This window comes from Vibrio sp. 704, assembly GCF_033339295.1.
Window position 1 is genome coordinate 141,711 of record NZ_JAWOUH010000008.1, and the last position, 14,647, is coordinate 156,357.

The following is a 14,647-nucleotide window of genomic DNA, read 5'->3' on the forward strand; positions in this document are numbered from 1 at the left end:
TGATAAACGTTATCATTAGCATGGTAAAGGATTAAACAATGAAAAAACTGCTAACTCTTTCAGCACTAACTTGCGCTACTCTAGCTCCAACAGCAATGGCTGCTGAAGAAGTGAACGTCTACTCTTACCGTCAACCTTTCCTAGTTGAACCTATGTTCAATGAGTTCACTAAAGAAACTGGTATCAAAGTAAACGTAAAATTTGCTAAAAAAGGCTTAGCAGAAAAGCTAGCTCAAGAAGGTGAGTACAGCCCTGCTGACGTTATTCTTACGACAGACATCAGCCGTCTAGCTGAACTGACAAACAAAGGTTTAGTTCAGAAAGTCGATAGCAAAATCATTGAAGAAAACGTACCTGCTCAATACCAAGATAAAGAGAATGAGTGGTTTGCTCTAACTCTACGTTCTCGTAGCGTTTATTCATCACGTGATCGCGTAGGTAAACTAGGCGCAGATTTCAACTACGCAGACTTAGCTAAGCCAGAGTTCAAAGGTAAAATTTGTACTCGTAGCGGTAAGCACCCGTACAACGTTTCTCTAGTTTCAGCAATGATTGCTCACAATGGCGAAGCAGAAACCAAAGAGTGGTTAGAAGGCGTGAAAGCAAACCTTGCTCGCAAACCACAAGGCAACGATCGTGCACAAGTTAAAGCGATCAAAGAAGGCCTATGTGATGTTTCTCTAGGTAACAGCTACTACCTAGGTAAAATGGTTAACGACAAAGAGCAAAAAGCTTGGGCTGATGCAGTTTACATCAACTTCCCTAACCAAGAGACTACAGGCACTCACGTGAATATCTCTGGTATGGCGATGGCTAAGTACTCTCCAAACAAAGACAATGCTGTGAAGCTAATGGAATTCCTAACGGGTGACAAAGCGCAGCAAATGTACGCAGAAGTTAACTACGAGTACCCAGTTAAAGAAGGCGTGAAGCGTTCTGAGCTTGTGGAATCTTGGGGTGACTTTAAAGCAGACAAGCTTTCTCTAGACGATATTGCAGCCAACCACGAAGCGGCAATTAAGCTATTAGATGAAGTGAAATTTGACCTTTAATTCCTTGTGGGGGTATAACAGTACCCCCATTTGATTAAAGGATATGAGATGTATTTGCAACAGCATTTGTATTTCATACAGCCTTGCAGTAATTAGGCGATGAAAGATAAACACTCTTTATGGCAAACCAGTAGTGGGGTAATAACTCTGCTACTGGTTTTGCCGATCTTAGCGATCTTCTACACCGCAATTGGTGAAACGGATGATTTGTTTGCTCATTTAATGGCAACGGTCATGCCGACTTATATTTTTAACACGGTTGCGCTAACTGTTGGCGTAATGGTGCTGTCCTTAATTCTTGGTATTCCAAGCGCTTGGATAATGGCCATGTGTAAACTGCCGACCGAAAAATGGTTGCAGTGGGCATTGGTGCTACCTCTTGCAATGCCAGGTTATATCATTGGTTATATTTTTACTGATTGGTTTGATTTTGCAGGCCCGATTCAGATCTTTTTGCGTGATGTAACCGGATGGGGACCTGGCGAGTATTGGTTCCCTGACATTCGTACGTTGCCTGGTGCGACCTTTGTGTTGGCTTTGGTGTTGTATCCTTACGTGTATTTATTGTGCCGGGCTGCGTTTATGGAGCAAAATGTCTCTTTATTGCAAAGCGCGCGTTTGCTCAAGTGCTCTCCATGGGAAAGCTTTTGGCGCATCTCGATGCCGTTAGTAAGACCCTCTATCGCAGTAGGTTTATCATTGGTCGCAATGGAGACCATCGGTGACTTTGGTACGGTAAGTTACTTCGCGGTGAATACGTTAACCACAGCGGTCTACGATACTTGGTTGGGGTACTCTAATCTTAATGCGGCAGCCAAGATTTCTGCCATGATGCTCGTCATTGTAGTACTGCTTCTTAGTGCCGAACGATACAGCCGCCGTAAACAAAAGCTTTTTCAAAGCCAATTTAACAGTCACGAAGATTTTCGTTACGAGTTGACGGGCTGGAAAAAGTGGACCGCACTGGTTTGGTGTTGGGGCTTGGTTTCAGTCGCTTTTATTTTGCCGCTACTACAGCTGATTGATTATGCGATCACTTATTTTGCGCAGAGTTGGACCTCAGAGTTTCGTGAATACGCATGGAATAGCTTAGTTGTGTCTGTTATTGCTGCGATTATTGGTGTTGCTGTCGCACTGATCGTTAACTTTACCCATCGAGTCAGTGGTAAACGAGAAAGCTTGGCATTTATGCGTCTTTCTTCTATGGGCTATGCAGTACCAGGAACGGTACTAGCCATCGGTGTGATGGTCGCTGTGCTGTTTATGGATCATCGTGTCAACGATGTTGCTAAAGCCATGGAGTGGGGAAGGCCGGGACTTATCTTTTCTGGTTCCATGTTCGCACTAGTATTTGCCATGGTTGTGCGCTTTTCCGCGGTAGCGATTGGTAGTATCGAAAGTAATTTAAATAAAATTTCTCCGTCGTTAGATATGGCATCGCGCACTATGGGTTGTAAGCCCAATGCCATGCTGTGGCGCGTGCACTTTCCGCTGGTTAAGCGCGGTGCACTGATTGCGGCTTTATTAGTGTTTATCGAGTCGATGAAAGAGCTTAATGCGGCTTTGTTACTTCGTCCGTTTAACTTTGAAACACTAGCCACATACGTTTATAACTTCGCCTCGGATGAGCATTTAGAATTGGCCGCTTTGCCAGCGGTTCTGTTGGTTCTTGTTGGGTTGATCCCGCTTGTTGTTGTTAACCGTTCACTGGAGCAAAATCACTGATGAGCTGTGCATTATCAATTAAAAACCTAACGTGCCAATATGACGATCAAACTGTACTCGAATCATTGTCTCTTGAGGTAGAACAAGGGCAGATTGTCTGTTTGCTAGGAGCCAGTGGCTGTGGGAAAACAACACTATTAAAGGCCGTTGCGGGATTATTGCCGTTAACGTCAGGCGAAATGAGTCTAAATTGCGTCACAATTGATGATGGGGAAAACTGGTTGCCGCCAGAACAGCGTAATATCGGGATGATTTTCCAAGATTACGCACTTTTTCCTCACTTGACGGTGGAGCAAAACATTGCCTTTGGCTTAAAGCAGTGCTCGACAAAAGAGAAAAATGCCAAAGTTCAAGAGATGTTAGAACTCGTGCATCTTCAAGGTTATGGCGATCGTTATCCTCATCAATTGTCTGGTGGACAGCAGCAGCGTGTTGCGATTGCTCGCTCATTAGCTTACAGCCCAGACTTATTGTTACTTGATGAACCGTTTTCTAATATTGATACGCAAGTTCGCCATGAGTTGATAAGTGAGATCCGTAAGATTTTTAAGGCCCAAGGTGTGACTGCCATTTTTGTTACGCATAGCCGTGAAGAGGCTTTTGCTTTCGCCGATAAAATGGCAGTGATGAACAATGGAGTCATCGAGCAATATGGCACAGCATCTGAGCTTTACTACCAGCCTTCAAGTAAATTTGTCGCTGATTTCTTAGGTGGTGGCAGTTACCTTGCTGCTAAACGGGTTTCGAATTCAGAATATGAAACCCACTTGGGCGTGGTTGAAGCCACGGCTCAACAAGATATTCCAGTACAGGCGGAGTGCTCTTTACTGCTAAGACCGCAGCATGTGCAAATTCAATCCGATGAAGATAGTTCGGTAACCGTATTGGAACAGCATTTTATGGGTGATCACTGCCGTTATGTGATTAACGCGAATGGTGACCGTTTGTTAGCTACAGCTTCGCAAGCATTAAATATAGGTGAGTCCGTCGCGGTGAAAATTGAAACGCAAGGCGTCCTGGCATTTGCTTAACGCTCCTGAGTATCTTTTCTATCTCGTTTACGACTTCCCAACATACAATAAAAAAGCCCGGCTGTGGAGCCGGGCAAGTGCTCTTCTCCTGTTGATGAGCGCCTTTTCAGACAGCGTTGACTCTCATCATAGTGCTCGAAGCGGGCACAAGGTTCAGTTATAAAGACAAGAAGTCTTTAAACTGTTGAAGAACACGTTCCGCAGTGTCCTTATCTTGCATCTCTGCAAAAATTCGTAGCAGTGGCTCAGTGCCAGAGAAGCGAGCGATGATCCAACCGCCGTTCTTGAAGTAGACTTTCGCACCATCTTCATAGCTGACTTTTTCGATTTCAAACTCGAACTCAGGCAACTGCTTTTCAACATAAATCTTGTTGAACAGTACGTCTTTTTGCGCTGGTTTGAACTTGCAATCGCCTTCTGCCATGTAGGCATAGCCGTACTTGCCGTAGATTTCATCCAGCAACTCAGACAGCTTCTTGCCGGTTACTGAAATCATTTCTACCAATAGGCTTGATGCGAATACGCCGTCTTTACCTTTGATGTGGCCGCGAATGGTTAGGCCACCAGAGCTTTCCCCGCCAATCAGTGAGTCATCCGCTTCCATTTGGGAGCTGATGTGCTTAAAGCCTACAGGAACCTCAAAGCATTTCTCGCCATGATCTTCGGCGACTTTATCGAGAAGGTGGGTGGTTGCGATGTTACGTACCACGGAGCCTTTCCAGCCTTTGTATTCAAGTAGGTAGTAGTAAAGCAGCAGTAGCACTTCATTTGGATGAATGAAGTTACCTTTTTCGTCGATAATACCAAGACGGTCCGCATCGCCATCAGTACCGATGCCAATATCGTAACCTTGCTCTTTCACTAGGTGCATCAAACGGTAGAGTGTTGCAGCGCTTGGCGAAGGCATTAACCCACCGAAATCTGGGTTTTTGCCATCGTTAATCACATCAACGTCACAGCGGCCGTTGATTAATACGGTTTGCAGTGCGTTTTTCGCGACACCAAACATTGGGTCGATCAAAACACGTAAATTCGCCTTCTTGATCGCTTCGATGTCGATAAAGTCGATGATTGAGTCAACGAATTCGTTCATCGGATTGATGATTTCAATCAGCTTATCTTCAACCGCTTGTTCAAAGTCGACGCTTTTTACATCGTGCGCAGTGAGCGCGTCTATTTGTGATTCGATTTTTTGGGTGATGATTTCATCTGCGTCACGACCGCCTTCAATGAAGACTTTAATGCCGTTGTAATCGGCAGGGTTGTGTGATGCGGTAATACATGCCGAGTATGCGCAGCCCATTTCTTTCGCTTTAAACATTACGATAGGTGTTGGGACAAATTTGTCGATAAAGCTAACCACAATGCCGTTTGCTGCTAGAACTTCAGCGAACCAACGACCTGCTTTATCGGAAAGAAAACGACGGTCATAGCCAATCACAAAACCGCGATCAGCAACCGATTCGTTATTCGTGATGTTTGCAACTGCTTGAGCGACCAAACGTACATTATCTTTGGTGAACTCCTCACCGATAAATGCACGCCAACCGCCTGTACCAAATTTGATCATGATTCGATCCTCGATAAGAGCGGCATCCCACCGCCTCTTAAATCTTTGCTAGCGAACCGATGCACACATCAAACTCAAGTGCATCGGATAAATCAAAAGGGGAAAAGCTCTCCCTCAAAAGATGATTAACCTAGAGTAACGATAACTTCGTTTACTGAACCTTCCGCTTGAACTGGTACAGAGGCACCATTCACTGCTTCACCGTTCACAGTAATCGACTTAACGCCTTTGCTTACTAAGTCTGGGTTAACGACTTTGATGTTGTACGTTGCACCTAGCCATTGACGAGTCACTTCGAAACCAGGCCAGTTCGTTGGGATACATGGATCGATAGTTAGGCCATCGAAGCCTGTACGCACACCAAGGATAAAGTTGGTAACAGCGAAGTAAGCCCAGCCAGATGTACCTGTTAACCATGGGTGGTTTGCACGACCGTGGTCTTGGTGGTCACGACCCATGATGAACTGCACATAGGAGTACGGTTCTGCGATACGTTTTTCGATGATGTCGTTCTGGTTGTATGGGTTTAGCGCATCGTAGAACTTCATTGCACGATCACCACGACCCAGTTTCGCTTCAGCTACCCAAGCCCATGGGTTTGGATGCGAGAATATCGCACCGTTCTCTTTTACGCCTTGGTAAACACGAGTTACGAAGCCGATATCATCATTCGGTGTTGCAAAAGATGGTGAGTTTAGGTGGAGGCCGTATTCAGAGAATAGGTTCTCATCGACAGCGTCCATCGCTTTTTCGCCGCGCTCTTGAGATACCGCACCAGAAAGTACCGCAAGTGTGTTTGACTCTAGGTGTACACGACCTTCTTTTTGTTGCGCTGTACCGATCTTTTCGCCGTTTTTCGTTAGACCACGGATATACCAGCCGCCTTCTTCGTCCCAAAGGTGTGTTTCACACGCTTCACGCACGTTTGCTGCCATCTCGGTGTATTTTTCAACGTCGGCTTCCTTACCTAGGTATTTCGCTAGGTCGATGAACTCCTGCAGTGCCCAGAAATGTAGGAACGACACCATTGAAGATTCGCCGCCACCTAGGTTCAGACAGTCGTTCCAGTCTGCACGCAGACCTTTACAGATACCGGTTTGACCTACGTATTCAGCCGAGAAGTCTAGCGCGGCTTTCATGTGGTCATAAACCGTTGCATCGCCACCGTCGGCGTAAGGGATCACTTCGTCGAAGAAGCTGTGCTCACCGGTTTCCATCACGTACTTACAGATGGTTGGAACTAGCCATAGGTGATCATCAGAACAGGTGTCTTCGATGCCGTGAATTTTGTCTTCATCAGAAGGTGTTGGAACTACGGTTGGAGATTTAGATGGTTTAACATCCGCTTTTTCTGGATCAAACCAATCTGGATCGAATAGGTGTAGACCGTAGCCCGCTTTTACTTGGCCGCGCAGTAGGTCAACGATACGTTTGCGCGTCATTGCTGGGTTAGCGTGAGGAACTGAGATTGCATCTTGCGCTGTATCGCGGTAACCAAGACCAGTACGGCCTCCCACCTCGATGAATGAAGCAAAGCGAGACCACACCACACACGTTTCCGCTTGGTATAACGTCCAAGCGTTGATCATGGTATCTAGACCTTCGTTTGGTGATTTCACTTGGAACTTGCCACAACGCTCATCCCAGTGTGCTTTGATACCCGCAAATGCGTTGTCGACTTCTGCAAGGTCTTGGTACTTAGCACGCAGACGCTCTCCGTTGCCTTTACCGATACCGAGAATGTAAGCAAAGCGAACTTCTTCACCCGGCTGAATAGTAAATTGCTTATGCAAAGAGCCACAGTGGTTGTAACAAGTTTGCGCTGTATTGAAACACTTACCTTGTTCTACCGCTAACGGGTTTGCTTCGTCACGGTATAGGCCTAGGAAGCTGTCACGTTGGCCGTCGTATGAATCTGGGGCAAATGTTGAAGCTAGGTAGTAGAAGCCTTCGAAATCGTTGGTGTTGTAGTACAGGTCGTACTCGATCACGCCTTCGTTGTAAGCCGTACCTGCCGAGTACAGAGACATCTGATGATTTTGGTTATCAGATTGAATGTGGCTGAATGAGAACTCAACAAATGAGAATGCACTGATCGTACGTGGTTTGTCAGAGGTGTTTTTAATCACTACATCCCAGATTTCAGCGTCTTCGCCTTTTGGCACGAACAGAGTTTTTGTTGCGGTAATACCGCTGTATTCACATTTGAACTTAGAGTAAGACAAGCCGTGACGAACTTCGTAGTTTGCTTCGTCTAGGCTCTTCGCAACTGGTTGCCAAGAGATTGACCAGTAATCACCTGTCTCATCATCACGCAAGTAAACGTAGTGTCCTGGGCGATCGAATGTCGCATTTGGACGGAATTTAGTAACACGGTTGTATTCTGGAGAGTTGTAGAACGAGTAGCCACCCGCGTTGTGCGAGATAACCGTACAGAACTTCTCAGTACCTAGGTAGTTGGTCCATGGTGCTGGTACGTCAGGGCGAGTGATGACGTATTCGCGATTCTCGTTATCGAAATAGCCGTATTTCATTTGTGTCTTTCCTTTTTACGAAGCTGCATCAGCAGCCAAAATTTAAAAACTCTTCAAGCGTGATGTTTCGACATCAGTTTTGTATTACTTCCACGGTTTACGGTAATTCACTCCCTGCAAATCAAGCAGAGGTAGATGGCCTTTCAAGCGTGATAAATAGTCGGTCCAATCTCGGTGTTGTTTGTCTGTCCAACATGCTTCTGCCATTGCAGTTAAACGAGGGAAGATCATGTAGTCCATGCGAGGTTGGTTATTGATAATTTCGCACCATAATGCTGTTTGAATGCCCCAAATGCGCTTACGTATTGGGTCGTCAGCAGGCACTTCAGCGAGCGGCTCGTAGTTGTAAGCTTTTTCTAGTGGCAGTGGGTTTGCCCAGTCCACGCCCGGTTCTTCAGGTGCGTAGTCTTGGGTCATATCTAGGTAAGTGGTTTGTGCTGGTTGCAGCACCACATCAAAGCCTTGGCGAGCACAGTTCAAGGCCGCTTCTTCGCTTAGCCATGAGTAGATCACCGTATCTTTACTGACTTTGTCGCCGTGTTGAGCTTCTTCCCAGCCCAGCATGCGTTTGCCCAATTTACGAAGTTTGTCTTCGGCATAACGTAAGAAGTGTCCTTGCAAATCTTTGTAGTCGCTGTAACCCAGTTGTTCCATTAGTGCTTGGCATGCTGGGCTTTTTGACCATACGCCGTTAGGTACTTCGTCGGCACCAATATGAACGTAAGGCGCAGGAAAAAGTGCAGAGACTTCTTCTAGCACTTTGTCGATAAATTCATAACTCCCCGGCAGAGCAGGGTTAATGACGTTGTCGTTGTAATGCTGAATACTGCGGTATTCGGTGGTATCTTCCGCTTCTACCAATAGGTGTGGTAACGACTTGATGGCGGCTCGGCAATGACCAGGTACATCAATTTCAGGAATGATGGTGATGCCGCGTTGCGATGCAAATTCGATAACGTCTTTGATGTCTTCTTGCGTGTAGAAGCCGCCGTAACGTTCATCAAAGTGCGTGTACTGTGGTTCATTGATCTCATCCAATCCGCGCCAAGCACCAATATCGGTCAGTTGAGGCAGTGATTTGATTTCAATTCGCCAACCCTCATCGTCGGTAAGATGCCAATGGAACGTATTGAACTTGTAATGAGCCAGTTGGTTGATCAAGCGTTTGACTTGCTCAACGGAGTGAAAATGACGAGCACAATCGAGCATCATACCGCGGTAACGAAAGCGTGGCCTGTCCTTGATTGAACAGCAAACTACTTCCATTGAGTTAGGTTGATCGCCAACTTTGACTAGTTGTAATAACGTTGCACAAGCATGGGTAAAACCAGACGAAGATCCTGCTTCAATTTTGATTGACTCTTCGGCTACTTTCAGTTTGTAAGCGCCTTCATCCAAGGTTGGGTTGCCTTTGAAGATGATCTGACTGCCATTGTCTGATGCGAACTCAAATTGGTGAATGCGCTTAAGCTCTTCAAGTAGCCATTCTTTAGCTGAATTGGCCAGGCTTGAATAAACCGCGACGCCAGCATGATGATCAAAGCTAAAATAGTGATCGCTGACCTCAATATGGTTTGGTTTTGGCAGCAAGGGCTGTGCATGGGTTAAACTTGCCGGAATCTCACTGCGTTCACGGTATGGTGAAGCTAATACGATAGGCGTGACATCCACTTGTGCGCGCTGTGGGTTTCCATCAACGACAAAGTTGATCATCGCTTCGTTAAAGCCATCCGAGTAATAACGGAATGGGTTCGAACCAATACTGAATTCACAGTAATAGTGATGGTTGGCAGCCAGTACCACCCCTTCTGGTTTAAGTGTGCAAAAACTACCAATTTGAGTCAGTTGACCATTTGAAACGCTGTCTGGAAGAATGTAACGATCGAAAGCGAAAGTTAAGCTCCAGCTGTTTAGGTCTTGGTCGCTCAAGTTATGAAAGGTGAGGCCAAAGCGGCAGTTTTGTTTCTGCTCAGAAAGGACTACGAGATCAACACGATATTCCATATCTACTCCTACGCCGCACTGAGCGAGTAAAGGTTATGTTCTGGTTTGCCAGCAAACATAATTGCGCCTTCAATCGCGTCAAACTGTGGCTCAACAATCCATTGCTGAACTGGTGGTGAAAGCCAACGTACAATGCGTTCAGCTATGCTGCCCATTAAACAAATACGTGTTGCGCCGCGCTTGTTTAATGCCACGAGAAACATTTCTATATCCGCTGCGGTTTGCTTCAGCATTTCAATGGCCAGTGCATCGCCTTGTTCCGCATGTTGGAAAATAGCCGGAGAAAACTGCCCATAATCACGAGGAAGCGCCTGTTTTGACCACGCCACCACGTTGTCGACCTCATTTTCGAAATGCGTCATAACGTGTTGTGCTAGGGGCGTTTTTTCTCTGATGCCATCTTCAGCTAACAAAACTTGCTGAACTAGGCGTAGCCCCATCACTGCGCCGCCACCTTGATCCGAAATAGGGAACTCACGACCACCGACAACGTGTTGCTCCAATCCGTTAAGGTAGATGCCACAAGAACCGGTTCCCGCAATCATGATTGCGCCATCTTCGCCATTGTGCGCACCAACGCACGCACCGTAGGCATCGGTATTCAGAGTCATACTGGCAAATGGATGAGGAAGAGACATGAAGGCTTGCCAAGATGCTTTGTGCTCTGCGCCAGCAAGGGCTAAGCCGACGTGCATCGACGCGAAATCTTGTTGTGTCAGACCGCCTTGCTCGGTAGCCGAAGTGATGGATTCAAGAATCGAAGCCATTGCTATTTCAGCACCTAGCATGATGTTGGCACTGCCGCTTTTGGCCTCGCCAAGAAAATTACCTTGTGAATCTTTAATCCTGGCTCGACATGACGTGCCGCCACCATCGATACCGACAAAATACATTCCCATGATTATTCTTCCTTCATATTTTTAGAGGTCGCCAACTGAGAAACATGCTGAGCTTGACTCATTATCGCGAGTAAGTACCAAGCGCCATGCGGGATCCACTGTTCGCCCCAGCGCCAGTTTTGTAACACGTCTTCTTTTTGTGCTGGTGGGTTAAATGCAATGTCTTCCTCGTCTTCAAAGCCGCCAGTGATTCCGTTACACACGCCACCTTTTGCGTTGAAGAAACCATATTGAGGGAGGTAATCAGGGTTGTTACGACCATGGCCATCTAGCATGCACATGTCGTATGGGTTTAAGCCTACAATCCAGTTCAATGCATCTTGAGCAAACACAGAAAGTTGTTGCTGTACTTCTTGCGACGCTATATGCGGTTGAGCAAGGTACGCCATGGTCGCGAGTGAGCCCAGTCGAGCATTCTCGCCTTGCCACCAATAGCCAGATTCATTGTTGTGTGCGACAAAAAATGCCTCGCGTTTTGACTCATTTACGCCTTTAACATATTGGCGAGGGTAACCGAATGGGTTGATCACTTTATTCGATATTGTGATCTCAAACTCACACGCTAGGTTGACGATACGTTTTACCGATTCCGCTCGTGCTGAGTCGTCTTCAATTGATAGATATTCGCATAGGGCAATAACTGGTAGACCAGCTTCGGCTGCGTGAAAATATGGACGGCTGCCGTCTTGGTTTGCTGACCAAAAGTGTTGAATCTGCTCGTCGCTCATTTGGCGTGCAACTAAACGTTGCGCCCACAAACGGCTCTCTTCCAAGTAGCGAGTTTCTTTGGTTGCTTTAAACAGTTCTACACAAGCCAGTAGCGCACAGTATTCGTCGATAATGTTTTCTTCCCCATCATTGAGGTACTGCGTATTGTGCTCTTTTAAGTGCCAGTAACCATTTTCGGCAGCGTTGCGGTATTTTTGTTGATCGTATTCACCGTGAACACTTAAACGCGATGCTGCCGCTAGCGCTGCAATGGCGACACCGCCACCTTGTCGAAAGCCTGCTTGATAGTCGTCAAATTTGTGACCAAGTTGAGTTTCGTACGCGCAAATCTCGCGTTGCGCAGTATCTTTGCTCCACTTGTCAAAGACCGTCATGTAGAAAAAGCCTTTTTCGTTTTGCATACGCACAAGAAAGTCTGCACCGAACAGGGCTTCTTCAATCAGACGTGTACGTGTGAAAGCTGCAATGTCTTCGCTTCCTTCAAGCAATGAAACCCCTTTTAGGATGTTCCAAACCACCATTGGGGTTTGTTGAGGATTCAAATAATTCGCGTATGAAAGGTGACTTAAATACTTGCTAACGTCTCCTGATGCGTCGTACCAGCCGCCGTGTACATCAACCTTTTTATTGGAGTTTAGTACTGGAAGTTGTCGATCTTGTTGATCGAAGATCCCGCCGCAACGTTGCGATTTGAAGTAGTGGATCACATCTGACAAAGTTTGATCCAACAGAATGTGTTCGCCAACGATGAAAGAGGAAGAGCGCGTATCTTCTACTTGCAAGAAATAGTCACCTGACGTTGTGAAAGAGGAAAAGTCGATGAGGTAGAAATAGCCCTGATGCCAGTTCGCCACTTTACCTTGTTCTTCAACCGCAAAAGTTGCCACGGTTTGCTCGCTAGTGGCACAAATCAATTGAGCAGTGTAAGAAGACAAGTGTGGTTGTTCGGTCTGGATAATGGCTTTCTTTGGGCCCAGACGTTCATAACCAATGTGGTTAGTCAGTAGCAGCATTCAATGTCTCCGGGAAACGATAAAAACAGGAATGGGCCAGGCTGAACCTGACCCTCGTTATGATTAATCTTCAAATAAGTAACAGCGGACAAAGTGGTTGTCGGACAGTTGAGTGACGCCCGGTAGTCGTTCGCGACATTTGTCGGTAGCGTGTACACAACGTCCAGCAAATGGACAGCCGACAGATTCTGGTGTCCAAAGTGGGATTTCCCCTTTGTTGCCTTTCAGTTTCTCGTGAATAGACTTCGATGGATCTGGAACCGCAGATACCAACAGTTGCGTATATGGGTGTTGAGGATCGTGAATGATTTCTTCAGTATCGCCCCATTCAACCATGTGACCTACGTACATGACCGCGAGATCTTCAGCAATGTAACGCGCTGTTGCGATGTCGTGAGTGATGTAAAGCAGAGACATTTGTTTCTCGAACTTCATCTCTTCCATCAAGTTCAGAACACCGGCACGGATTGATACATCGAGCATCGATGTTGGCTCATCCGCCAATACCACTTCTGCACCAACTGCGATGTTACGAGCTAGGTTTACACGTTGACGCTGACCGCCAGATAGCTGGTGCGGGAACTTTTGCGCCGTTTCTTTTGGTGGAATAAGACCAACTTGTTCAAGTAGGTCGTACACACGCTCTTCCAGTTCTTTCTTGTTGCCCGGTGCTACTTTCTTATGAATCAGCAGCGGGCGCGCAATATGGTGGAAAATGTTGTGTGTTGGGTTTAGCGAGCCGAATGGGTCTTGCCACACCATTTGTACACCTTCACGGTAGGTCATTAAATCGTGACGAGAGGTGATGTCTTGGATATCACGACCTTTGTATTCAATGATGCCATCGGTTGGTGCGTACATTTTTGCAATCATTTTTGCAGTAGTAGACTTACCTGAACCAGATTCACCTACCACTGACAAGCCGCGGCTCTTGTACATTTTGAAAGAGACGTCGTTGATTGCGCGCATCTTAGATTGTTTGATTGAGTTACTGTTTAAAGGGAAGTCCTTAACGACATTTTTACCCTCAATCAGCAGTTCGCCGAATTGTTTGCTCATAATTCTCTCCAGTGTAATTTTTGTTCTTAGCTAGCGTTTTTTTGTTGTTAAACCTTAGCTTGAGCAATGGTGTCGCCGTACAAATGGCAATTTGAGAGGCGACCTGGTTCAATTTGACGTAATTGGGTTGGTACACGTGTACATGCTTCATGTACGCGATCGCAACGAGCTTGGAAGCGGCAGCCTTGTGGAACTTCTAGCAAGTTCAACGGGTTACCTGGAATACCAGTCAATTTGGTCTTTGGTCCAGTTAGTGGAGGGAAAGAGCTACCCAAACCTTTGGTGTAAGGGTGGTAAGGACTTTCCAGAATTTGCTTAGAAGGCGCGACTTCAATCAACTCACCTGAGTACATGATGCCGATACGATCCGAGAACTCGACCATCAATGACAAGTCATGTGTGATGAATAGAATTGAGAAACCAAACTCTTCTTTAAGCGCGTAAATTTTTTGTAGAATTTCACGTTGAACCACTACATCCAATGCGGTAGTCGGTTCGTCCATGATGATCATTTTTGGGTTCAGAGCCAAAGCGATTGCGATTACTAGACGTTGACGCATACCACCAGAGAACTGGTGCGGGTAATCACTCAATCGGCTAGGGTGGATATCAACGATTTCCAGCAGACCTTCAGCGCGTGTTTTTGCTTGAGCGCGAGTCATATTGGTATGACGCATGATGACGTCACAGAACTGCTCTTCCATGGTTAGAACAGGGTTCAAAGCGTTCATCGCACTCTGGAATACCATCGACATTTCACTCCAGCGGAACGCTTGCATGCGATCATCGCTGTACTGAAGGATATCTTCACCGTTGAAGATAACCTCACCACCTGTGATAAACGCTGGCGGCTTATGAAGGCGCATTAGTGAGAAGGCAACAGTGGATTTACCACAGCCAGATTCACCAGCCAGACCGAATACTTCACCTGGTGCAATGTCGAAGCTCACGTTGTTACAGGCGCGGACATCGCCCGCGTCTGTGATGTAGTCTACGCATAGGTTACGGATGGAAATTAGTGGTGCAGTCAT

The 14,647-nt window shown here is 46.4% G+C and carries 10 protein-coding genes; 3 read left to right on the plus strand and 7 right to left on the minus strand.

Translation table 11 applies throughout. The features are described from left to right. Positions 1-38: 38 nt before the first annotated feature. From R7R24_RS13485 to R7R24_RS13495, 3 genes are all read left to right on the plus strand, one after another. The gene (locus tag R7R24_RS13485) at positions 39-1,052 is read left to right on the plus strand and encodes a Fe(3+) ABC transporter substrate-binding protein (RefSeq protein ID WP_005386566.1); all 1,014 of its coding nucleotides are present in this window, start codon (positions 39-41) and stop codon (positions 1,050-1,052) included. Positions 1,053-1,151: 99 nt separating this feature from the next. Beyond that, positions 1,152-2,777, plus strand: a complete 1,626-nt coding sequence (locus R7R24_RS13490) for an ABC transporter permease (protein ID WP_054579082.1) — start codon at positions 1,152-1,154, stop codon at positions 2,775-2,777. Beyond that, on the plus strand, positions 2,777-3,808 hold the full coding sequence (locus R7R24_RS13495; protein WP_005380055.1) for an ABC transporter ATP-binding protein: 1,032 nt from the start codon (positions 2,777-2,779) through the stop codon (positions 3,806-3,808). Before R7R24_RS13490 ends, R7R24_RS13495 begins: the two co-directional genes overlap by 1 nt. A 157-nt stretch (positions 3,809-3,965) precedes the next feature. On the opposite strand, the gene R7R24_RS13500 is transcribed toward R7R24_RS13495, so the two are convergent. From R7R24_RS13500 to R7R24_RS13530, 7 genes are all read right to left on the minus strand, one after another. Further along, on the minus strand, positions 3,966-5,378 hold the full coding sequence (locus tag R7R24_RS13500) for a phosphoglucomutase/phosphomannomutase family protein (RefSeq protein ID WP_025768194.1): 1,413 nt from the start codon (positions 5,376-5,378) through the stop codon (positions 3,966-3,968). Between the two features lie 125 nt (positions 5,379-5,503). Next, the gene (locus tag R7R24_RS13505; RefSeq protein ID WP_054579083.1) at positions 5,504-7,912 is read right to left on the minus strand and encodes a GH36-type glycosyl hydrolase domain-containing protein; all 2,409 of its coding nucleotides are present in this window, start codon (positions 7,910-7,912) and stop codon (positions 5,504-5,506) included. Between the two features lie 84 nt (positions 7,913-7,996). Continuing rightward, positions 7,997-9,916, minus strand: coding sequence for a beta-N-acetylhexosaminidase (locus R7R24_RS13510; protein WP_054579084.1), 1,920 nt, complete (start codon positions 9,914-9,916; stop codon positions 7,997-7,999). An 8-nt stretch (positions 9,917-9,924) separates the two neighbouring features. Continuing rightward, complete coding sequence (locus R7R24_RS13515) at positions 9,925-10,815, minus strand: N-acetylglucosamine kinase (RefSeq protein WP_005380046.1); 891 nt, start codon at positions 10,813-10,815, stop codon at positions 9,925-9,927. A gap of 2 nt (positions 10,816-10,817) precedes the next feature. Next, positions 10,818-12,557, minus strand: a complete 1,740-nt coding sequence (locus R7R24_RS13520; protein ID WP_053349851.1) for a glycoside hydrolase family 9 protein — start codon at positions 12,555-12,557, stop codon at positions 10,818-10,820. A 63-nt stretch (positions 12,558-12,620) separates the two neighbouring features. Further along, positions 12,621-13,616, minus strand: coding sequence for an ABC transporter ATP-binding protein (locus R7R24_RS13525; protein WP_005380041.1), 996 nt, complete (start codon positions 13,614-13,616; stop codon positions 12,621-12,623). A gap of 47 nt (positions 13,617-13,663) precedes the next feature. Next, complete coding sequence (locus R7R24_RS13530) at positions 13,664-14,647, minus strand: ABC transporter ATP-binding protein (RefSeq protein WP_005386550.1); 984 nt, start codon at positions 14,645-14,647, stop codon at positions 13,664-13,666.